General features: G+C 33.3%; 23 protein-coding genes. 15 read left to right on the forward strand and 8 right to left on the reverse strand.

Annotated elements, in window-relative coordinates; translation table 11 throughout:
• Positions 1-401: 401 nt before the first annotated feature.
• The 3 genes from ribD (at position 402) to AC8GF4_RS05475 (ending at position 2,875) form a co-directional block, all read left to right on the forward strand.
• A complete protein-coding gene (gene ribD / locus AC8GF4_RS05465) occupies positions 402-1,445 on the forward strand; it encodes a bifunctional diaminohydroxyphosphoribosylaminopyrimidine deaminase/5-amino-6-(5-phosphoribosylamino)uracil reductase RibD (protein WP_506593215.1) in 1,044 nt (347 codons plus the stop codon).
• Positions 1,438-2,043 carry an HAD family hydrolase gene (locus AC8GF4_RS05470; RefSeq protein WP_506593216.1) on the forward strand — a complete coding sequence of 202 codons (606 nt, stop codon included), beginning with the start codon at positions 1,438-1,440 and terminating at the stop codon, positions 2,041-2,043. Before ribD ends, AC8GF4_RS05470 begins: the two co-directional genes overlap by 8 nt.
• Before the next feature lie 202 nt (positions 2,044-2,245).
• The gene (locus tag AC8GF4_RS05475) at positions 2,246-2,875 is read left to right on the forward strand and encodes an IMPACT family protein (RefSeq protein WP_506593217.1); all 630 of its coding nucleotides are present in this window, start codon (positions 2,246-2,248) and stop codon (positions 2,873-2,875) included.
• 30 nt (positions 2,876-2,905) lie between these two features.
• On the opposite strand, the gene AC8GF4_RS05480 is transcribed toward AC8GF4_RS05475, so the two are convergent.
• Complete coding sequence (locus AC8GF4_RS05480) at positions 2,906-3,310, reverse strand: acyl-CoA thioesterase (protein ID WP_506593219.1); 405 nt, start codon at positions 3,308-3,310, stop codon at positions 2,906-2,908.
• A gap of 183 nt (positions 3,311-3,493) precedes the next feature.
• Here AC8GF4_RS05480 and dnaA point away from each other — a divergent pair, with 183 nt between their 5' ends.
• From dnaA to AC8GF4_RS05540, 12 genes are all read left to right on the forward strand, one after another.
• Positions 3,494-4,921 (forward strand): chromosomal replication initiator protein DnaA, encoded by a 1,428-nt coding sequence (gene dnaA / locus AC8GF4_RS05485; RefSeq protein ID WP_506593220.1) that lies wholly within the window; start codon positions 3,494-3,496, stop codon positions 4,919-4,921.
• 7 nt (positions 4,922-4,928) lie between these two features.
• The gene (locus AC8GF4_RS05490) at positions 4,929-5,405 is read left to right on the forward strand and encodes a low molecular weight protein-tyrosine-phosphatase (protein ID WP_506593222.1); all 477 of its coding nucleotides are present in this window, start codon (positions 4,929-4,931) and stop codon (positions 5,403-5,405) included.
• Positions 5,406-5,509: 104 nt separating this feature from the next.
• A complete protein-coding gene (locus AC8GF4_RS05495; protein WP_506593223.1) occupies positions 5,510-6,232 on the forward strand; it encodes an SAM-dependent methyltransferase in 723 nt (240 codons plus the stop codon).
• 66 nt (positions 6,233-6,298) lie between these two features.
• Positions 6,299-6,427 carry a hypothetical protein gene (locus AC8GF4_RS05500; protein WP_506593224.1) on the forward strand — a complete coding sequence of 43 codons (129 nt, stop codon included), beginning with the start codon at positions 6,299-6,301 and terminating at the stop codon, positions 6,425-6,427.
• 681 nt (positions 6,428-7,108) lie between these two features.
• The gene (locus tag AC8GF4_RS05505) at positions 7,109-8,236 is read left to right on the forward strand and encodes a methionine aminotransferase (RefSeq protein ID WP_506593225.1); all 1,128 of its coding nucleotides are present in this window, start codon (positions 7,109-7,111) and stop codon (positions 8,234-8,236) included.
• A gap of 157 nt (positions 8,237-8,393) precedes the next feature.
• Positions 8,394-9,275 carry an SDR family oxidoreductase gene (locus AC8GF4_RS05510; protein WP_506593226.1) on the forward strand — a complete coding sequence of 294 codons (882 nt, stop codon included), beginning with the start codon at positions 8,394-8,396 and terminating at the stop codon, positions 9,273-9,275.
• A gap of 257 nt (positions 9,276-9,532) precedes the next feature.
• Positions 9,533-10,300: a ParA family protein gene (locus AC8GF4_RS05515; RefSeq protein ID WP_506593227.1), complete on the forward strand. Its 768-nt coding sequence runs from the start codon at positions 9,533-9,535 to the stop codon at positions 10,298-10,300.
• Between the two features lie 4 nt (positions 10,301-10,304).
• On the forward strand, positions 10,305-11,204 hold the full coding sequence (locus AC8GF4_RS05520; RefSeq protein WP_506593228.1) for a ParB/RepB/Spo0J family partition protein: 900 nt from the start codon (positions 10,305-10,307) through the stop codon (positions 11,202-11,204).
• Positions 11,204-11,764, forward strand: coding sequence for a DUF5683 domain-containing protein (locus tag AC8GF4_RS05525; RefSeq protein ID WP_506593229.1), 561 nt, complete (start codon positions 11,204-11,206; stop codon positions 11,762-11,764). The genes AC8GF4_RS05520 and AC8GF4_RS05525 overlap by 1 nt, the downstream gene beginning before the upstream one ends.
• 48 nt (positions 11,765-11,812) lie before the next feature.
• Complete coding sequence (gene dapB / locus AC8GF4_RS05530) at positions 11,813-12,517, forward strand: 4-hydroxy-tetrahydrodipicolinate reductase (protein WP_506593231.1); 705 nt, start codon at positions 11,813-11,815, stop codon at positions 12,515-12,517.
• A gap of 60 nt (positions 12,518-12,577) precedes the next feature.
• Complete coding sequence (lepB, locus tag AC8GF4_RS05535) at positions 12,578-14,158, forward strand: signal peptidase I (protein ID WP_506593232.1); 1,581 nt, start codon at positions 12,578-12,580, stop codon at positions 14,156-14,158.
• Between the two features lie 88 nt (positions 14,159-14,246).
• A complete protein-coding gene (locus tag AC8GF4_RS05540) occupies positions 14,247-14,867 on the forward strand; it encodes a WbqC family protein (RefSeq protein WP_506593234.1) in 621 nt (206 codons plus the stop codon).
• A 107-nt stretch (positions 14,868-14,974) separates the two neighbouring features.
• Here AC8GF4_RS05540 and AC8GF4_RS05545 read toward each other — a convergent pair whose 3' ends face one another.
• From AC8GF4_RS05545 to AC8GF4_RS05575, 7 genes are all read right to left on the reverse strand, one after another.
• Positions 14,975-16,021, reverse strand: coding sequence for an endonuclease/exonuclease/phosphatase family protein (locus AC8GF4_RS05545; protein WP_506593236.1), 1,047 nt, complete (start codon positions 16,019-16,021; stop codon positions 14,975-14,977).
• Between the two features lie 77 nt (positions 16,022-16,098).
• A complete protein-coding gene (locus AC8GF4_RS05550; protein WP_506593237.1) occupies positions 16,099-16,959 on the reverse strand; it encodes a rhomboid family intramembrane serine protease in 861 nt (286 codons plus the stop codon).
• A gap of 59 nt (positions 16,960-17,018) precedes the next feature.
• Entirely contained in the window at positions 17,019-17,777 is a 759-nt protein-coding gene (locus tag AC8GF4_RS05555; RefSeq protein WP_506593239.1) for a rhomboid family intramembrane serine protease, read from the reverse strand.
• Positions 17,774-19,666 carry a DNA mismatch repair endonuclease MutL gene (mutL, locus tag AC8GF4_RS05560; RefSeq protein WP_506593240.1) on the reverse strand — a complete coding sequence of 631 codons (1,893 nt, stop codon included), beginning with the start codon at positions 19,664-19,666 and terminating at the stop codon, positions 17,774-17,776. The genes AC8GF4_RS05555 and mutL overlap by 4 nt, the downstream gene beginning before the upstream one ends.
• Positions 19,667-19,832: 166 nt before the next feature.
• Positions 19,833-20,537 (reverse strand): DUF6624 domain-containing protein, encoded by a 705-nt coding sequence (locus AC8GF4_RS05565; protein WP_506593241.1) that lies wholly within the window; start codon positions 20,535-20,537, stop codon positions 19,833-19,835.
• 141 nt (positions 20,538-20,678) lie between these two features.
• The gene (gene ribH, locus AC8GF4_RS05570; protein ID WP_506593242.1) at positions 20,679-21,251 is read right to left on the reverse strand and encodes a 6,7-dimethyl-8-ribityllumazine synthase; all 573 of its coding nucleotides are present in this window, start codon (positions 21,249-21,251) and stop codon (positions 20,679-20,681) included.
• 89 nt (positions 21,252-21,340) lie between these two features.
• Positions 21,341-22,120, reverse strand: coding sequence for a tetratricopeptide repeat protein (locus tag AC8GF4_RS05575; RefSeq protein ID WP_506593243.1), 780 nt, complete (start codon positions 22,118-22,120; stop codon positions 21,341-21,343).
• Positions 22,121-22,838 lie beyond the last annotated feature (718 nt).

Consider the following 22,838-nt stretch of genomic DNA (forward strand, 5'->3'; position numbering starts at 1 on the left):
TTCATATAAATCCGCCTTGCACCTTTGTCAAAGTTTAAAACTTTGACAAAGGTTAAGAGTCAACACAACTTTATCTCCAATTCTTTTTTTTTTAAATTACCATTGAAATTTTAGTACAACCATAATTTAACTGCTTTCAGCGGAATTACCTTAAATTTGTTTCTATAAAATCCCAAAATTCAGCTTTTAAAAAATGAATCTGCGAATCTGCGGTTGTTTATAAAACTCATGCGTTTGTCTTGAGCGGAATAAAAGCAAAATAGTTTCTCGAAAATTAAAAATTCAGCTTTCCAAGAAAAAAAATATTTGAATCAGTGGCTATTTTTTAAGCTCAATCGTTTGCTCAAGTAAAACTAATCACGAAAATTCGAGGCTAAACTCAAAATTAGTATTTTTGCAAAGTGAAGATACATGAAAAATACATGAAGCGTTGCATTGCGCTCGCTAAAAACGGACTAGGAACAACCTACCCCAATCCTATGGTTGGTAGCGTTATTGTTCATGAAGGAAAAATAATTGGAGAAGGTTGGCACAAAAAAGCAGGAGAACCACACGCCGAAGTCAATGCCGTAAATTCGGTACAAGACAAAACATTGCTCAAAAAAGCAACTATTTATGTGAGCTTGGAACCGTGTAGTCATTTTGGAAAAACACCGCCTTGTTGTGATTTGATTATAAAAAACAAAATCCCAAATGTGGTTATTGGCACTGTGGATCCCAACATAAAAGTGGCAGGAAACGGTATAAAAAAATTAATCGAAGCAGGTATTCACGTTACTATTGGTATACTCGAAGACGAATGCAATGAACTCAACAAACGTTTTTTTACGTTTCATCAAAAAAAGCGACCTTACATTATACTAAAATGGGCAGAAAGTCAAGACGGATTCATAGCGCCATTAGAAAAAATCGAGAAAAAACCCGTTTGGATTACCAATGAATTTTCACGACAATTGGTTCATAAATGGCGTACCGAAGAACAAGCCATTCTAGTTGGAACGCAAACCGTTATCGACGACAATCCCAAACTCAATGCAAGAGATTGGCATGGAAATAATCCCATCCGAATAGTAATAGACCAAAACAATAGAATCCCACTAGACAATACTGTTTTTGACAATCAAGTAAAAACCATATTCATTACAAAATCAAAAAACACACCAAACAAAGAAAACACTACCTTTGAAGTAATTGATTTTAAACAAAATATAGGTGAACAAATTATTGATTCACTATACAAACACAACATTCAATCGATTATAATTGAAGGAGGCCTTCAAACATTACAGACCTTTATCGATGCGAATCTTTGGGATGAAGCTCGAATTTTTATCGGAAAAACAACTTTTGGGAAAGGAATTTGTGCTCCTTTGCTACCAAAACTAAAATCAGAAAAGCACATAATAGACACCGATGAACTTCTAATAATTAGAAACCATGATTAATGCTATACTATTTGATTTTGGAGATGTTTTTATCAACTTAGACAAACAAGCTACCATAGATGGTTTGCAAAAACTAGGCCTTTCGGCTTGGAATGACGATTTGGAACAGTTGAATCTAAAGTATGAAGTGGGAGCTATATCCGAGGAAGATTTTCTTTTAGGGTTTCAAAAAAACATTCCCAATGCTTCCATCGATGAAATTTCAAAAGCTTGGAATGCCATATTACTGGACTTCCCGCTCTATCGATTGGAATTTCTTCAAATGCTTTCCAAAAAATACCGTTTGTTTTTATTGAGCAACACAGATGCTATTCATATCGAAACTTTCGAACAAAAAACAGGCTCTTCCTTTTACAGTGATTTTTATCAATGTTTTGAAAAAATATATTTTTCATTTGAAATCGGCATGAGAAAACCCAATCCAGAAGTTTACAACTTCGTTCTGGATCAAAACGGTCTTCAAGCCAAACACACTTTATTTATTGATGACAAAAAAGAAAACACAGATGCCGCCTTGGCACTTGGATTTCCCGTTTGGAATTTACAAGTCGGAGAAGAAGATGTGGTTGATTTGTTTGAGAAAAACTTAATTCAATAGCAATTGCAACATTCAATGGCAATTGCAATAAAAAAAAAAAAAAAACGAACAAGCTCATCAGAATAAAATCCGCTCATACTAAAATTTTAAACTGATATTGATTTTTGCAATTGATATTGATAATACAATTGAAATTGATATTGCAATTGATTTTTGCCATTCTATTGTAATTGCCATTGATTTTAGAAATTGATATTGCCATTTGAACATGAAAGACACCTACAAAACCATAGCTCTTCCCTCTGAAGAATCATTATTCAAAGAAAAAAGCAGTAAATTCTTCGGTTATGCTTACCCAATCGAAACGGAGGAAGAAGTAAAACCCATAATTGAAGTATTAAAAAAACAACATACACATGCTGTTCACTTTTGCTATGCGTATCAATTAGGCGCCGAAACCATTCAATACAGAGCAAATGATGACGGCGAACCAAGCAATACAGCAGGAGCTCCAATTTACGGTCAAATTCAATCGTTTGGACTGACCAATATACTTGTAGTTGTAGTTCGAATTTATGGCGGTATAAAATTGGGAGTTGGCGGATTAATCTCGGCATACAAAACTTCAGCCCAAATCACTTTAGAATCTTGCGAAATCATCGAAAAAACAATTGACATTCCTTTTCAAATTTCATTTGATTATAAAAATATGAACAAAGTGATGCGCGTGATCAAAGAAAAAAAACTGGATATCGTATCTCAAGAAATGGAAATACAGGAAGAAACTAATTTACCTATTGGCAAATTACTAATAAAAACCAGAAAAAAAAATGCCGAAATGGTATTCGACACTTTTAAATCATTGTTTGAAATTAACATTATAAAACTATAAATTCGCACTAAAAAGAACTCATTTTGGTGATTACTCAAAAGTTTTTAGTAGTTCCAAAATGTAATCTGGAGGAGCAATAGGTTTACCCGTTTTTAAGGACACAAAAACTAATAAAAATTGAGCAGTTGTTAATAACTCTTTTGATTCATTATAAATTGCACAATCAAATTCTATCTTTACAGACGTCTGACTTTTGAAAACCGTATGCACAGTTAATAACTCATCATACCGCGCCGATTTTTTGTAATTTATATTCATATTTACAATTGGCAAAGCAATACCACTCTCTTCCATACTTTTATATGAAATCCCTTTATTTCTAAGCCATTCGACCCTACCAATCTCAAAATAAGGAATGTAATTTCCGTGATAAACAACCCCCATTTGGTCTGTTTCCGAATATCGAACACGAACTTGAATTTGATGATCTTTCATTATATATATGTTAAAATTTTAAAATTAAAAAAGCACCTTACAACAATATTTTTGAAAATTATAACCTAATTAATTTTTTTTTACAGATAATTGTTCACATATTTGTTATCCCGAAAAAAGAATATATTTCACATTCTTTTTGCAAGAAAAAAAGCACTACAATAAAATAATTTAACTAAATATATGAACAAGACTGCACAATCAGTATGGGAAAACTGTTTGTCCTTTATAAAGGACAACATTCAGGATCAAGCTTACAAAACTTGGTTCGAACCAATCAAATCAGTTGAACTTACCGATAATGCATTATATATTCAAGTACCTAGTAAATTTTTCTACGAATGGCTAGAAGAACACTATGTAAAATTATTAAAAGTGGCACTAACCAAAGAACTTGGTAAAAATGCAAAGTTACTCTATAAAATCAAAATGGAGAATACTTATGGCAACAAACAACCGTTTACAGAACAATTGCCAAGTGCCAATAGAGGACCAATGAAACCTCAAGAGGTGGATGCTCCATTTAAAAACTTAAATCCAGAATTAAAAAACCCTTTTGTAATTCCTGGCATTCGAAATTTAAAAATCGAATCGCAATTGAATGCCAATTATAGTTTTGACAATTTCCTAGAAGGAGATTCGAATAGATTGGCTCGTTCTGCAGGTATGGCCGTTGCCAACAAACCAGGCGGAACTTCGTTCAATCCATTGTTAATTTTTGGAGGAGTTGGTTTAGGGAAAACACACTTAGCGCATGCTATTGGTGTTGAAATAAAAGACAAATACCCTGAGAAAACAGTTTTGTATATTTCGGCTGAAATTTTCACCCAACAATACATCGATTCGGTTAAGAAAAATAACAGAAACGACTTTATTCATTTTTATCAATTAATAGATGTTTTAATCATTGATGACGTTCAATTTCTTTCGGGTAAATCAGGAACGCAAGATGTATTTTTCCATATTTTTAATTATTTACATCAAAACGGAAAACAGGTTATCTTGACATCAGACAAGGCTCCAGTTGACATGCAAGATATTGAACAGCGTTTATTGTCTCGTTTCAAATGGGGATTATCCGCAGAATTGCACCAACCCGATTACGAAACTAGAATTTCTATCCTAAAAAACATATTGTATCGTGATGGTGTTGAAATTCCAAATGATATCATTGAATATGTTGCTCGTAACATTAAATCAAATGTTAGGGAACTAGAAGGCGCAATCATTTCATTGATTGCACAATCTTCTTTCAACAAAAAAGAAGTAACCATTGAACTTGCCAAAAGTGTAGTTGAAAAATTTGTAAAAAACGTAAAAAGAGAAATTTCTATCGACTACATTCAAAAAATTGTATCGGATTATTTTCAATTGGACCTAGAAACTTTACAATCCAAAACAAGAAAAAGACACGTGGTACAAGCCAGACAATTGGCTATGTTTTTTGCTAAGAAATTCACCAAAGCTTCTTTGGCAAATATCGGTTCTCAAATAGGAGATCGTGACCACGCTACCGTTTTACACGCTTGCAAAACAGTTGATAATTTAGTAGCAACCGACAAACAATTCAAAAAATACGTCGAGGATATCCATTCCAAATTAACGCTATAATAGCACTATGCCAGTCAAAATTTTAATGGTTTGTTTGGGTAATATTTGTCGATCACCATTGGCAGAAGGAATATTGGCCTCCAAACTTCCAGAAGACAAATTCCTTGTTGATTCTGCAGGAACGGGTTCTTGGCATATTGGTCGAGCACCAGATAGTCGTTCGATAACCACAGCCAAAAAAAACGGCTTGAATATTTCCAATCAAAAAGGAAGACAGTTTCAAAAATCTGATTTTGACACTTTTGACTATATTTTTGTAATGGACAATAACAATTACAACGATGTCATTCATCTTGCTCAGAATGATGATCAAAAAAACAAAGTCCAACTCATCTTGGATTCAATATTTCCAAACGAAAAAGTTGATGTCCCAGATCCTTATTATGGATTGGCAAACGGTTTTGATCTGGTTTATGAAATGCTCGACGAGGCTTGCGATGTAATCGCTCAAAGATTGATTACCAAACATTCAGGAGAAAACTAAAAAAGTTTTTTTATAACTTTGTTTCAAACTGTAACTTTTCCCTCAAAGACCATTGACAGGAGTCAAACAAAGCAACTTATTCTTAAAAAGCGAAAACAACCCAAATGAAATCAGCACCAATTCTTGGCAAACTATACTTAATTCCGACTACTATGGGCGATTGCGACCCTATGGACGTATTACCGCAAACCATTAAAAGATGTATTGAATTGATTGATTACTACGTAGTTGAAAACGACAAAACTGCAAGAAAGTCCATCAAACTGACCAATCCAGAGAAAAAACAATCCGAATTAAAGCTTTTCATCCTTAATAAATACACCGAAACCAAAGACCACCAAGAGTTCATAAAACCGCTTTTGGAAGGCAAAAACATGGGATTGATGAGCGAAGCCGGTTGCCCCGGAGTAGCAGATCCTGGCGCAGTAATCGTAAAATTGGCCCACGACAAAGGTATTCAGGTTGTGCCACTTGTTGGCCCATCCTCTATTCTTTTGGCTATGATGGCATCTGGAATGAACGGTCAAAGCTTTACCTTCAACGGCTATTTACCCATTGATAAAGGAGAAAAAAAGACAGCACTCAAAGCACTTGAAAAATTGTCATCAGACAAAAATCAATCTCAGATTTTTATAGAAACACCTTACCGAAACAACAAAATGCTAGAAGATATCTTGCAAGCCATAAATCCCGAAACCTACCTCTGCATCGCTACAGATATCACCCTCCCAACCGAATATATCAAAACCAAAAGAGCCACAGCTTGGAAAAAAGAAACAGTAGATTTACACAATCGACCTACTATTTTTATCATCCATAAAATGTAAAGCAGCACTAATACACTAATGTATTTTTCTTATATTTGTTTCGCTATTAAACCAAAAACACAAAAAATGAATTTTACAAAAAGAGATTTCAAAATGTTTGCATTAGGTTTTTTTACTTTACTTATCATTGATGGTGTTTACCATTGGAAAGATTGTGTAAAAGGCTATAAAGATGGAATGAATTCAGTCTTTTAAAAAACTAAGCAACCCTATTTAATCCTGTAAAAATCATTTTACAGGATTTGTTTTTTAAAACAACATCCATTTGGGCGTGACCCCATTAAGCAAAACGGCCCAATAATCATACCGCAAATTCGGCCGTTTTCCTTAATGCGGTCGGGCTATCCATGCTACTTCGGTAGCTTATTTCTATCCCTCACGCAACTCACAAGAGCAGTTGTTTTATACCAAAAACTTCATCATTCCGAAGAGATTTTAAAAGACGCAGAAGAAGTCTACACTTCACTTTCTTCAATACAAATTCATTTAATTCCATTCAAGAAATTAAAATCAGCTTAAAAAAACTACTTTTATACACCTAAAAAAAAACTTAAAAATAAATTTTGTATTCAGCTTATTCTAAATTAATGTCAAAATAAAAGAGAAAAAGACACGAATTTCACTAATTTACACGAAAACACAGTCCTTATAATTACACAAATTTTCTAGAACTGATAATTTTCGTGAAATTAATTTTAAAATTGAATATAATTAGTGCTAATTAGTGAAATTCGTGTCTACTTTTAATTAGGCTGAATAGTTACTAAATTTTAATCGAAAATCGACAATTCTAGTTTTATTTAATACCGTCAAGGACCTTTGTCAAAGTTCAAAACTTTGACAAAGGTTAGAGTTAAACACAATTTTATTTATTACATGAGCAAACTACCAAATGTAACGACTAGTATCTTTACAGTAATGTCCAAAATGGCATCCGAACACAATGCTATAAATCTTTCGCAAGGTTTTCCAAATTTCCCCGTTGATGATAGGCTAACAGCTATTGTTGCCAAACTTGCCCAAGAAGAGGTGCATCAATACACGCCAATGTCGGGTTACCCACCGTTGTTAGCTAAAATTGCAACTTTGGTAAAATCATCTTACAATCGTAACATTCAACCCGATACCGAAATACTCGTTACAGCTGGCGCAACTCAAGCCATATTCACCACATTACTCGCATTAATAAAAACTGGAGATGAAGTAATCATACTAGACCCAAGCTACGATTGTTATGAAGCACCCATTCTATTAAGCCAAGCAAAACCAATACGTGTAGCACTCAATGACGACTATACTCCCAATTGGAATGTAATTGAAAATGCCTTTTCCCAGAAAACCAAAATGATTATCATCAATAATCCGCACAATCCAACTGGGAAAATTTTAAATGAATCCGATTTTATACATCTTGAATCAATTTTGGAAAAGTATCCTGATGTAGTATTACTTTCAGATGAAGTGTATGAATACATCACTTTCGAACAAAAACACCTTTCGACCCACACTCGTCAAAAGCTGCTTGATCGTTGTATCATGGTTTCTTCTTTTGGAAAATCATTTCATGTTACAGGTTGGAAAATCGGGTATCTTGTAGCGCCCGACTATTTGATGAAAGAAATCAAAAAAGTGCATCAGTTTTTGGTTTTTAGTGTCAATAGTATTTGCCAAATTGCCATTTCTGAGTATTTAGATTTAGTAGACATGAATGAAATAAGAACTCTTTATAAAAAAAAGAGAGACTATTTCAGATTATTACTAAAAAACAGCCGATTTGAATTAATGCCTTGCGAAGGAACTTATTTTCAAGTGGTTTCTTATGCCAAAATTTCAAATGAAAATGATGTCGATTTTTGCAAACGATTAATCACGGAATATGGTGTTGCCGCTATCCCAATTTCTACTTTCTATGAAAATGGAAAAGACCTGAAATTAATTCGTTTTTGTTTTGCCAAAGACAATCAAACTTTGGAAGAAGCAGCCAGGAGATTGAAAGCGATATAGTTACTGAGACACTAAGTTTCTGAGAGTCAAAGTTTTTTTTTAAAGTATATAACTTATTTTTAGCAGAAAATCAGCAACTTAGAAACTTCATTAGTTAAAATAAATCATGCACGCATACTATTTTGCTCTATATTTACAATCCAAAAAATAATAAATTATGAGTTATACCGATAAAATGTTGAGAGATGATGCTTTAAAAGGCAAAGTAATAGTAGTTACTGGAGGCGGAAGTGGATTAGGAAAAGCGATGACCAAATATTTCTTGGAGTTAGGTGCTCAGGTAGCCATTACTTCTAGAGATTTAGAAAAGCTAAAAAACACAGCCAAAGAACTAGAATCCGAAACTGGCGGAACCTGTTTACCGCTACAATGTGACGTTCGTCATTATGTTGAAGTAGAAAATATGCTTCAAGAAGTACTAAAAGCATTTGGAAAAGTTGATGTCTTATTGAATAATGCTGCTGGAAACTTTATATCACCAACAGAGCGTTTGTCTGCTAATGCTTTTGATACCGTGATAGATATTGTTCTAAAAGGAACCAAAAACTGCACGCTTGCCTTTGGAAAACACTGGATAGACACCAAACAAGCCTCATCATCAATATTGAATATAGTAACCACTTATGCCTGGACAGGATCAGCTTATGTGGTTCCAAGCGCTACTGCCAAAGCAGGGGTTCTTGCTATGACACGAAGTCTTGCTGTAGAATGGGCAAAATATGGCATACGTACCAATGCCATTGCACCAGGACCATTCCCGACGAAAGGCGCATGGGATAGATTACTACCTGGAGATCTAGCCGAAAAATTTGACATGGCCAAAAAAGTACCTTTAAAACGGGTAGGTGATCATCAAGAATTAGCTAATTTAGCGGCCTATTTAGTTTCTGATTTTTCCGCTTATATAAATGGGGAAGTCATTGTCATTGATGGAGGCGAATGGCTGAAAGGTGCTGGACAATTCAACTTACTTGAAGCTATTCCAGAAGAACTTTGGGATCAATTGGAAATGATGATCAAAGCAAAGAAAAATACTTAACCACTTGCATTATTCATCGATAAACATCGATATGAATTAAAAATAATCAGAAATAACACCAAAATATTAAACCCAAAAAAAGAGAGCTTTTTACAAGGTTCTCTTTTTTTTGTTATAAAAACCAACAAAAAAACAAAGAACATACAGTATTATTAAGAGAAATTGAGCACTCTAAAAACTATTTGTTTTTGTTAACAAAATAGATTTTCAAAAACCATAAATAATTGTATTTTTACGGTTCAAAATTTAGAAAATAAATGGGCAAAATCATAGCGATTGCGAATCAGAAAGGTGGAGTTGGAAAGACTACTACTTCTATTAATCTAGCGGCTTCGTTGGGTGTTTTAGAAAAAAAAGTATTACTAATAGACGCTGACCCTCAGGCAAATGCCACATCAGGTTTAGGAATTGATGTTGAAACAATAGAAATTGGAACCTATCAAATTCTAGAACACAGCCATACTCCATTGGAAGCCATTATAAAATGTTCTGCTCCAAATGTAGATGTAATTCCTGCTCATATAGATCTTGTAGCTATCGAAATCGAATTGGTAGACAAAGAAAATAGAGAATATATGCTAAAAAAAGCATTGGAAAGCGTAAAAGATCAATATGATTATATCCTTATTGATTGTGCTCCTTCTCTTGGATTATTAACGCTTAATGCTTTGACAGCAGCCGACTCAGTGGTTATTCCAATTCAATGTGAATATTTTGCACTAGAAGGATTAGGAAAACTATTGAATACGATAAAAAGTATTCAAAAAATACACAATCCAGATTTGGACATTGAAGGATTATTGTTGACAATGTTTGATTCTAGATTGCGTCTGTCCAATCAAGTAGTCGAAGAGGTTCAAAAACATTTTAATGATATGGTCTTTGAAACAGTAATTCAAAGAAATGTAAAATTGAGTGAAGCGCCAAGTTTTGGTGAAAGCATTATAAATTATGACGCTACAAGCAAAGGCGCCGTAAATTATATCAACTTAGCTCAAGAAATTATAAAGAAAAACAGTAAATAATTGTATGTCAAAAGCAATAAAAAAACAAGCCTTAGGTAGAGGTTTATCTGCATTATTAAAAGACCCTGAAAATGATATTCAATCGGTTGAAGATAAAAATGCAGATAAAGTAGTTGGGAATATTATAGAGCTTGAAATTGATGCGATAGAAATAAATCCTTTTCAACCAAGAAGTAATTTCAACGAAGAATCATTACGTGAATTAGCTACTTCTATAAAAGAACTTGGTGTAATTCAACCTATAACAGTTCGAAAATTAGACTTCAACAAATACCAGTTAATTTCGGGAGAACGTCGTTTACGTGCTTCTACATTAATAGGACTTACCACTGTACCTGCATATATACGTATTGCAAACGACAATGAATCTTTGATAATGGCTTTGGTTGAAAACATTCAACGCCATGATTTGGATCCAATTGAAATTGCACTTTCTTACCAACGATTGATTGATGAAATTCAATTGACCCAAGAACAAATGAGCGAACGAGTGGGTAAAAAGCGCTCTACAATTGCCAATTATTTAAGACTTTTAAAATTAGACCCAATCATTCAAACTGGAATTCGTGATGGATTTATCAGTATGGGGCACGGTCGTGCTATTATCAATATTGATGATCATGATGTTCAAACAGATATTTATCAAAAAATAGTTAGCCAAAATCTTTCGGTTAGAGAAACAGAAGCTTTGGTAAAAAATTACCACGAGAGTTTAAAACCAAAATCTGCATTACCTCCAAAAACAACTTCTTTTGAAATTAATGATGAAGATGTAAGCACTTTTAATAAGTATTTTGGGACAAAAATCGATGTAAAAGTAGCTGGAAATGGCAAAGGAAAAATCACCATTCCTTTTCATTCAGAAGAAGATTTTAATAGAATAATAAAATTAATAGAAGGGTAGTGAATAAAATCATTTCCATAGTCCTATTGCTTTTTCTTTTGGGAAACGCAGCTCTTTTTGCACAAGCAAAAACGGATGCAGTTATAAAACCAAAAGACACCTTAAAGCTAATAGAAATAGACCCTTTGACACCTGCTAAAGCCGCATTTTATTCGGCTATATTACCTGGATTAGGTCAAGCATACAATAAAAAATACTGGAAAATTCCAATAGTGTATGGCGCCATGGGCACCAGTTTGTATTTATATGTTGATAATAAAAATAAATATCACGAATACAGAGACGCCTACAAAAGTCGTTTAGCCGGTAATCCTGACCCTTATTACAATAAATTTTCAGACACACAATTAATATCGGCTCAAGAATTTTACCAACGAAACGCTTCCTTGTCTGGACTTTTTGTGATTGCTTTTTATGTATTAAATATAATAGATGCCAACGTTGATGCAGCTTTAATACAATTTAATGTCAATCAAAGTTTATCATTACAACCACAAATAGCCCCCGATGCTGTAACATTAAAATCAAATTTAGGACTAACTATTAATTATCGTTTTTAGACACGAGAATTTTCGTTTCTTTTTAAAAATCAAAAAAACACATCACAAATGAAAATTGCGCTTTTAGGTTACGGAAAAATGGGGCAAGTAATCGAACGAATTGCTTTAGAAAGAGGACACGAAATTGTTTTGAAAAAAGACGAATTCAATACTTATGAAGGACTTTCATCTGCCGATGTTGCAATCGATTTTAGTGTACCATCAGCCGCAGTAAGCAATATTTCCAATTGTTTCAACTCCAATGTACCTGTTGTTTCTGGAACTACAGGCTGGCTGGAACATTATGATGAAATGATTGCTCTTTGTAAATCAAAAAATGGAGGATTTATCTCCAGTTCTAACTTTAGTCTTGGCGTGAATTTATTTTTTGAATTCAATGAATATTTAGCCAAAATCATGTCAAAATTTGATCATTACAAAGTGAATATGGAAGAAATTCACCACGATCAAAAACTAGATGCACCAAGCGGAACCGCTATTTCATTGGCAAAAGGTGTTATTGAAAATAGTAATTACACCAATTGGACATTAGATGCTCCTAAAAATAACGAGATTCACATAGAAGCAGTGAGAGTAGGAACAGTTCCTGGAACCCATACAGTAACTTACAACTCTGATGTAGATGCTATAGAAATAAAACATACTGCGCATAATCGTGAAGGTTTTGCACTTGGCGCAGTAATTGCAGCCGAATGGTTGGCCGGAAAACACGGTGTTTATACCATGAAAGATGTACTTGACTTAAATTCCTAATAAAAAAATCAAATTAGAAAATAAAAAAACTTCTAATTTCTAACTTCTAATTTTCATATTATGACACTATATCAATGGTTTGTATTTTTCTTGGTTGTTCAAGTTATTCATTTCTTAGGAACTTGGAAACTTTATGAAAGTGCTGGAAGAAAACGTTGGGAAGCTGCCATTCCTGTTTACAATGCAATAGTTTTAATGAAAATAATTGGTCGCCCTACTTGGTGGACTATCTTACTTTTCATCCCTATTATAAATCTAATAATGTTTCCTGTAATTTGGGTGGAGACTATACGTAGTTTTGGTAAAAAATCATTTTTAGATACACTTCTTGTCATTGGGACTTTTGGGTTTTATATCTTCTACCTTAATTATACCCAAACTTTAACATATGAAGCAGAAAGACATTTAAGCCCAGATCACAAAGGAGCTGACACTATTAGTTCTTTGCTTTTTGCAGTGATTGTGGCTACAATTGTGCATACCTATTTGATTCAGCCTTATACCATTCCGTCTTCCTCTTTAGAAAAATCATTATTAATTGGCGATTTTCTTTTTGTGAGCAAAATAAATTATGGTGCTAGAGTCCCAATGACTACAATTGCGGCACCAATGGTTCATGACTCTCTACCATTTACTAAAAAATTATCCTATTTAAGCAAACCTCAATTACCTTATTTTAGACTTCCTGGTTTTGAAAAAATCAAAAATAATGATATTGTTGTTTTCAATTGGCCAAGAGATACTTTGGACAATATGTATTATCCTTCAAACATAAGAATTGACAAGCCTAGAGATAAAAAAACCAATTATGTAAAACGTTGCGTAGGTATTCCTGGAGATAGTTTACAAATAAAGGACGGTATTGTTTTTATTAATGGTAAGGAATTACTATTGCCAGAGAGAGCTAAACCTCAGTATTCATACAAAGTTGCTTATGACGGAAAAACTCCAATTGATTTTGAGTTTTTGCTAAAAGACATGAAAGTAACAGATGGTGCTGGATTCATAAACGACCAAAAAAGAGATACAATAGCCTTTAGAGCTTTAACTTTTGAAGGAGCGGAACGATTAAGACATATCCCAGGGATAACAGCTGTAACAAGAATCATAAACAAAGGAACCGAAGACGGTATATTTCCAGATTTTAAAGATGGAAAACCATCTGTAACTAATAATTGGAATTGTGATAATTATGGACCAATCTATATTCCACAGGAAGGAAAAACAGTTAAACTTGATAGAAAATCACTTCCTTTTTATAAAATAATCATAACTGAATACGAAGGAAATAAGTTAAAAGTTGATGGCAACACAATTTACGTCAATGACAAAATAGCGACAACATATACCTTCAAACAAAATTACTATTGGATGATGGGTGATAACCGACATAATTCATTAGATGCAAGGTATTTTGGATACACTCCTGAAGATCATGTTGTTGGTAAGCCGATTTTCATTTGGATGAGTTGGGACACTAACGGTAAAGGATTAGACAAAATTCGTTGGGAAAGAGTATTTACAACTGTAAGTGGAGATGGGCAACCACAATCGTATTTTAAATATTTTTTAATTGCACTTGCAGCGTTTTTTGTTGGTGAATATTTTTGGAATAAAAGAAAAGCGAAAAAAGAATTGTAAAATAAATGGTTCTGAAATAATTAATACAATTAAAAAAGTCATACTGTCAATAAAATGAGGTATGGCTTTTTCTTTATACCTTTAAAACATGAAAGCCTTACTACATCCCTCCTATTTTCCATCCATAAGTCATTTTGTGGCTATAGCACAATCTGATAAAGTTACGTTTGAAATAGAGGATAATTTTCAAAAGCAAACCAACCGCAACAGAACTTATATCTATAGTCCAAATGGAATACAACTTTTAAACATTCCAATAAAGCACTCCAAATTATGCCATCAAAAGACAAAAGACATTAAAATAGAACCAGAATTTGATTGGCAAAAACAGCATTTCAAATCGCTTGAAGCCGCCTATAGAAGTTCTCCTTTTTTTGAGTTTTTTGAAGATGATTTATTACCCATTTTTCAAAAAAAACATACTTTTTTAATGGATCTTAATTTGGAAGCTTTTGAAATTGTATGCAAATGTTTGCGAATGAAAATCGAATTTGACAAAACAACCGAATACTTTCATGAGATAGATAATTCCCAAATTAAGGACTTTCGTTATTTAATAAATGGGAAAAAAGATATTTCTGCTTTTGAAACCTACACACAAGTTTTTGACGACAAATATGGGTTTGTAAACAATCTAAGTGTCTTGGATTTATTATTTAATGAAGGAAAATATGCTATGGATTATTTGAAAAATCAAGTACTTCTTTGAACAATGTAACTCTATAAAATTTAAAACCATTAAAGGATTAAGATTCATTTGGATTTGAACTTAATTCTTTAATGGTTTTTTCTTTTTTATAAATAATGATTGAAATTCTATTTCATAGACAATTTGGCCATTATAGGAAAATGATCCGAATTTTGAAAATCAGAAAAACTTTCAAATTTTTTGACTTCCATCATTTCATCAGCAAAAATGTAATCAATTCTTGCTGGATAATATTTGAACTTATAAGTAGCACCAAATCCTTTTCCGGCTTCTTCAAAACTATCTTTCAATTTTCCTTTTATATTTCGATACACGTACGAAAAAGCACTATTATTCATGTCACCACAGATTATAACAGGGTATTTACATCCTTTCTTATGTTCTTCAAAAATACCGGCTTGCTCTTGCTGTTGCTTAAAGGCCTTACTTATTCTCCTTATTAATGATTTTGATTTTTGTTGATTGATGACATCTATGTTTTCGGAAATTTCATCGACATCCGGGGATATTTTTATGGATTGCAAATGCATATTGTAAACTCGTATAATGTCCTTTCCCATTTTAATATCTGCAAATACAACATTATTATTCGAGTTTGGAAATACAATATTTCCTTGGTCTATAATTGGAAATTTAGAGAATATAGCCTGTCCTGTCTTAATTTGCTTCCCTTCCATTAAAACATATTTGTAAGGATACACTTTTAGATCAATATTCCCTGAATTTGAAAACTCCTGAATGCATAAAATATCTGGATTTTCCGTATTGATAAATTCGAGAATTATTGTTGGTATGTCATCTCTATCGAGCCATTTAAAGACGTTGAACAATCTTACGTTGTAACTCATAACGGTAAAATCTTTATCGCTTTCTTGAAATTCTTTTGCCGAAAATTTGTAAAATTTATTAAAAAAAGTGATCCCAATTAAAAGAACTAGACCAGACAAAATCATACGTTTTTTGAACTGAATTGCCCAATAGAAAAAGAACAATCCGTTTAACAAAAAAAACACAGGCATGAATAAGGTAAAAACCGATAAAAGAGGAAATATTTTGGGAGCCAAAAAAGGGAGTACATAAGCGCTGAACGTTAATGCAATAAGCACTAAATTCAACAAATACATTCCTTTATTAAACCATGAAAGGTTCTTCATTTTTTAATGCGTTTTAAACTTTACAATACAAAAGTTTACGTTTTACAGCTCAATAGTAATAATACTATAAAAATAAACTATTTTCCAGCTTTAAACAAGAATTCTTTTTCTTCTTTGCTCAAACTATCATAACCAGACTGACTTATTTTGTCTAAAATTTCATCAATCTGTTGTTGTGATTTGTCTTTTACTACGATTTTTGAAACTGGTTTTTCTAAAGGTTTTTTATAATTTTTATGTACTTTTTTGAAAGGAGTTGCTGGTTTTCTAAATAAATTGACAACGAAATCCAAAACAGCACTTACGATCTTACTCAAATCAAATCCGTTTTGAAGTGATTTTATAAAAACAAATCCAAAAACTGCTCCAGCTAAATGAGAAATATGACCTCCTGTATTTTCCAATCGAAATTGCATTAAATCCAAGATAAGAATTACAGCTGTAATGTGCCATAATTTTACATTTCCGATAAGCAATAGCCGCACATTCATCAATGGATTATACGTTGTCACCGCAACTAAAATTGCCATAATTGCAGCTGAGGCTCCTATTATAGCACCATTTAAATGCAATAAATTGAATCCCAAAACAAATACTAATCCTGCAAAAAGAGCACTTAGAATATACAATCCTAAATATTGTTTTTCACTAAAATATGTCAAAAACAAAGAACTAGCAAAGTTCAAAACCATCATGTTAAACAATAAATGCCAAAAATCGTTATGAAAAAAAGCGTACGTTAAAAAAGTCCATGGCATTAAAACAAAAACAGTAGGTTGCGAAGACAAAGCAATCCAATTAGGAAAATCAAACATCCCTAATTTAAATTGATAAAAAAACAATAGAGAAACCAGAAAACAACCAACATTCCAGAAGATCATTTTCAAGCCAATTCCACCTAATTTATATTGCAATTTTAAATCGTCTATGATGTTCATAATTTGAGTTATGGGTTATGAGTTATGAGCTTGCTGACTCTTTTTTGAGTAAGACGGACTTAATTCCAACGATGGCTGTCAAACTGATTTTTCTTCCAAAACCACATCATCACAAAGCCAACCATTGCACCTCCAAGATGCGCAAAATGTGCAATTCCGCTAGAGCCTCCAAAAAGAGAACCACCTGAAACACCCAAATATAAATCAATTAACAATAATGCAGGAACAAAATATTTTGCCTTGATAGGAATTGGAATAAACATTAAAGCCAATTCTGCATTTGGAAACATAAAAGCAAAAGCCACTAACAAACCATAAATGGCTCCCGAAGCACCTACAACATTGCCTAAATAAGCCCCCATAAAAGCCTGAAAGTCGGAAGAAGTTAATACTTCTTGCCATTTAGTCTCATATTTACCTTCACTTAAAATTTTAAGTATTTCAACTTTTTGATATCCATTTGAAACTAAAGTATTAATCCCATTTTCGAAAAAATAATAATTTACTCCAGTATGCAACAAAGCAGCACCCAATCCACAAGAAATATAAAAAAACAGAAACTTTTTACCTCCCCAAAAATGTTCCAATGCCGAGCCAAAAGAATACAAAGCAAACATATTGAAAGCTATGTGCATAATATTTGGCAATGGCGCATGCATGAACATATGGGTAAAAAGTTGCCAAAAATGAAAATCTGGGCTTTCGAAAAAATACATCGAAAGTAGCTTGTAAGCGGGCTCACCAACAACCATGGAGCCAATATAAAACAAAATATTAATTATTAACAACTGCTTTACTGTAGGTGTGATATTCATCATAATGCAAATTTTTTATCTAGATCTTCCACACGCATAGTGATGAAAGTTGGTTTTTGAAATGGAGAAACATTAGGGTCTTTGCATGCAAAAAGACCATTTACTAAATTCTCTTGTTCTTTTTCGGTTAAATAAGTACCTGTTTTGATTGCTAAACTTTTGGCCATTGATTTGGCAATAGTGTCGTTTTGACTGAAGCTATTCTCTGGAATTCCGTTGTGTAAATCACTCAATAATTGATCCAAAACGGTGACAACTTCACTTTCGGTTACATTTACTGGAATACCCGATATCACGATATGATCCGAATTGGATTCTTCAAAAACAAATCCTGTATTTATAAGAGAAAGTTGCAACTCAGCAATAAGCTCCATTTCTGTCGCCGAATAAAACAAATTGATTGGAAACAACAATTGTTGGCTCGAAGCGTGTTGCACGGTCATATTCACAAGAAATTGTTCATACAAAACCCGTTGATGTGCTCTGTGCTGATCGACAATTACCATTCCTGATTTTATAGGAGAAACAATGTATTTTTTATGAATTTGATAGGACTTATGAACAGCCTGTTCTACTTCATGATCATTAAACAATGAAGAAGTGACTTCTTCGTTTTCAAAAGTAAACTCATTATTTTCAAAAGAATATTCGTTGCTCCCAGAAACAAATTCATTGCCACTTATAACCGTTTTGGTATCGTGCTTTATATCTACATACAAACTTTCCCAACTTGCTGTTGGTTCCGTTTTTTTATAAGACGAAAAAAGTTTATTGGATTTGTCTTCCGCAAAAGGATTGTAATTTCCATCCACTTGAATGGTTGGTACTTCAGCATCCATGTTTTTGTAATGGTAAGGCGTATCCAAATTGGCATCTCGTTCAAAATCCAAGACAGGAGCTACATTAAACTGCCCCAAACTGTGTTTGACAGAAGCTCTTAATATGGCATACAAAGCACTTTCATTATCAAATTTAATTTCCGTTTTAGTTGGATGTATATTGATATCGATAGTGTTTGGTGGCACCGTCAAATACAAATAATAGCTGGGTTGCGCACCAGCTGCTAAAATCCCGTCATAAGCGGCCATTACTGCATGATGCAAATACGGACTTTTTATGAAACGATCATTAACAAAGAAAAACTGTTCTCCCCTACTTTTTTTGGCAAATTCAGGCTTACTAACAAAACCCTGAATGTTCATCATCTCCGTATCTTCTACAACGGGAACTAGTTTTTCATTTGTTTTTCCACCAAAAAAATTGACAATCCGCTGTCTTAAGCTCGATGGAGGCAAATTGTACATATCACTCCCATTATGATAAAATGTAAAATGAATTTTGGGATGTGCCAAGGCTACGCGTTGAAATTCATCGATCACATGTCGGTATTCCACCGTATCCGATTTTAAGAAATTACGACGAGCAGGAATATTAAAAAATAAATTTTTCACGGCAAATGAAGTCCCTTTTGGCAAAACGGCTACATCTTGAGAGACAAATTTACTTCCTTCAATTATGATGTGCGTTCCTAGTTCTTCCTGTTCTTGTTTGGTTTTCATTTCCATGTGAGCAATTGCAGCTATAGACGCCAATGCTTCACCACGAAATCCTTTGGTATGCAAGGAAAATAAATCTTCGGCTTGTCGAATCTTGGATGTAGCGTGACGCTCAAAACACATACGCGCATCTGTAACATTCATTCCAGAACCATTATCAATTACTTGAACCAATGATTTACCAGCATCTTTTATGATTAACTTGATATCCGTTGCTTTGGCATCAACAGCATTTTCCAGCAACTCTTTTACAACTGAAGCAGGTCTTTGAACGACTTCTCCAGCAGCTATTTGGTTGGCAACATGATCCGGAAGCAATTGAATTATACTCGACATTTAAAGATTTTAGATTGTAGACTAACGATTTAAGATTTCTGATTTTAAATTAAAATCAAGGAGGACAAATTTAAGGAATTTCTATTGGGTTTTATAACTTAATAGGTCATAAAAAAAACCAAATTTAGAACAGCAATTAATCCTTTTAAAACCAACAATAACGGCATTATTCTTTACCCGTTAATTCCTTAATTTCCTGCAGTGTATACTTTCTATAAACGACTCCCATACTTTTTGCATACTCTTCAACAGTAGTTATAAACCCCGCCTCTTTTCTCAATTCATTTACGGATTCTGCGTTTTGAATAGGCCATACACAATACCAAAACTCCTTCTTTCCAGTTGTTGCGTTTAGAACATACTGTCCCGAAACTTGCGTTCCATAAAGTTGTTCCTTGCCTTCGTACATCAGCATCCTATCATGCATCATGGCCACTTTTGTAAAGGGTATTTCATTACTTGCACCAGCTTCCTGAATCATAGGAAAATAATTGGCTATTTTTTTGCTATGCTGAATGACAATCCAAGCTGTTTCATTGGTAGGTTCTCCAACCAATGTTTTTCCAGGATATCCATACTTAGCAATAATTTCTTCAATACGGATAAGATTAATAGAATCACGAGCATTTAAAATCTTATACACCTTACCATTAGCAAAATCGTCTTTAGAATATCCTGTTTCATTTAGTATTTGTAATTTTCGACTTTCAGAAGCATCATTATCAATATATTCTCTTAGAATTTGATCGGACAAATAAATACCATCCAATTCCTTTTTTAAGTTTTCATCAATTGTATTTTGAGACTGACTAAACCCAAATACAAACAAAAACAGAATAAATGCATACTTTTTCATATTCGAAACTATCATTAACTAATTTATTAAACGATTAGCTTCAAATATAACAATTAACAATGTTCCGTAAAATCCTTAGCATCACAAAAAAAGCATAAAAAAAGCCTATACTATTCAGAGAAAAGTATAGGCTTTTAAAATATTAAATAAAAAAAATTATTCTTCTAATTGCAATGGTAAATTCTCGATACGTAAAGCACCTTGCGACAATAAATGCTGATCATCAATTTGATGAGACAAAGAAGCTTGTTGTCGAATATAAGCCATTTTTATAGCTGCAATAGCCGCTTCAGTTCCTTTGTTCCCGTGAATACCACCGCTTCTATCAATCGATTGTTGCATTGTATCGTCTGTCAACACGCAGAAAATAACTGGAATATCTGTCTGAACATTCAAATCCTTAATTCCCTGAGTAACTCCTTCGCATACAAAATCAAAATGCTTTGTTTGCCCTTGAATTACACATCCTATGGCAATAACTGCATCAACATTTTGTGTTTGCAACATTTTTTTTGAACCATAAATCAATTCAAAGCTCCCTGGAACATTCCAACGTATAATATGGTGAGGCGGAACAGCATTTTCTAATAATGCAGCAATAGCCCCATTAAAAAGCCCTTCGGTAATAGTATCATTCCATTCTGAAACAACAATCCCAAAGCGAAAATCTTTCGCGTTTGGGACAGTGTCTTTATTATAATCCGATAAATTTTTATTAATTGTAGCCATTTTTATAGAATGTTAGATTACTTAGAAAAATTTAGAATTCTTAGAGTATTAGAAAAACTAAAGTCTAACAATCTATGAAGTCGAATAATCTATTCTTGAGACAAACCAATCAATCCATCCACTGTTGCAGCTTCTGGAGCGTTTTCGTAGTTTTCTTTGATATCTGTGAAATACTTCAAAGCATCTGCTTTATTTCCTAATGCCAAAGCAACTTTTCCAGCTTTCATTAAGAAACGTGGAGTTGTAAAATCATTTTTACTAGATTCAGCAGCTTTTATATAATAATCCAACGCCTCTTTTGGTTGGTTTTTCTGAGAATAAGCATCCCCAATAGCTCCTTTTGCCAAAGCGCTCAACATTACGTCTTCTGAACTGAATTTACCTAATGAAGCGATTGCCTCATCATATTTAGCAGTATTAAGGTAAGCCATACCAGCATAATAGTTTGCCAAATTTCCAGCAGCAGTTCCCGAATATTCATCAGCAATTTTTACAAATCCAAATTTACCTTCAGATCCATTCAATGCCAATTTGTACAATGAATCGCTAGCAACACCATTAGTTGCTTTTTCAAAATTTGTTTGAGCAACAAACATTTCATTAGCAGCATCTTCCTCTTTAGGAACAGCAATAAATTTTTGGTAAGCAAAATATCCAACAGTTACCAATGTAATAGCACTAACAACTCCAATAATAATTTTTTGATTCTTAGCAACCCAGTCTTCTGTTTTAGAAGCTGTCTCGTCTAATTTAGAAAAAACCTCAGCCGTAGCACTGTCTTTTTCGTCAATCATTACATTCTCAACTGCATCGTCTTTTACTTCTTTTTCTTTTGGTGCTTTATATCCTCTTTTACTGTAAGTAGCCATTTAAAATTTAATTTAGTGAACGGCAAAAATAAAATTTTTATTCTAATGCACGTAAAAAAAATCAATTTTATATTAAATTTTAGAAAAATATTTTTAATCCCTTATTTTTACTCAAAAAACACCCTCCAATATCCGAATAATTAGGGCGTGCCACCAGCTAGAAAAAAGGGCTATTTACTTTGTAGTCATTGCCCTTTTTCCTAGCTGCTGTCAGGCTATCTGCTCCGCCCCGGCGGATAGCTTCTATCCTTCACGCGAACCCGCGGACGTAGTAAAAAAGATTTTTGATTTTTGATTTGGTCTTCGCAAACAGAAAATTGATGATTTTACAGAGTTTAAACTTCTGAAATCAAAAATTGTTCATCAACATTCCTGCCATAGCCCTCGGTTTCAAACGTGGGTAACGTATTGGAAAACCAATTTTACGACATTGTATTTTCCCTTGCATTGTCTCCAACGGTTGAAACCGTTGGCTATGGTATAATCAAAAGGAGCTGCTGGAGCTCAAATAAATTACAAAAATTTGTTCCCTAATATATGAGACTCATACTATTTTTTTAAGATTTTAAATCTGTGGAATCTGTATCTCCTTTTTTAAATTTTAAATCTGCGCAAATCTGCTAAATCTGCTTGCAATTTATTTCCAAAAATATACCCTAATAAATCTGTGCAAATCTGTGTCTCCTTTTAAAAATCAAATTCCCATATTTTATTCCAA

The sequence above is a fragment of the Flavobacterium rarum (SeqCode) genome (assembly GCF_965234445.1).
GTDB classification, from domain to species: domain Bacteria; phylum Bacteroidota; class Bacteroidia; order Flavobacteriales; family Flavobacteriaceae; genus Flavobacterium; species Flavobacterium rarum.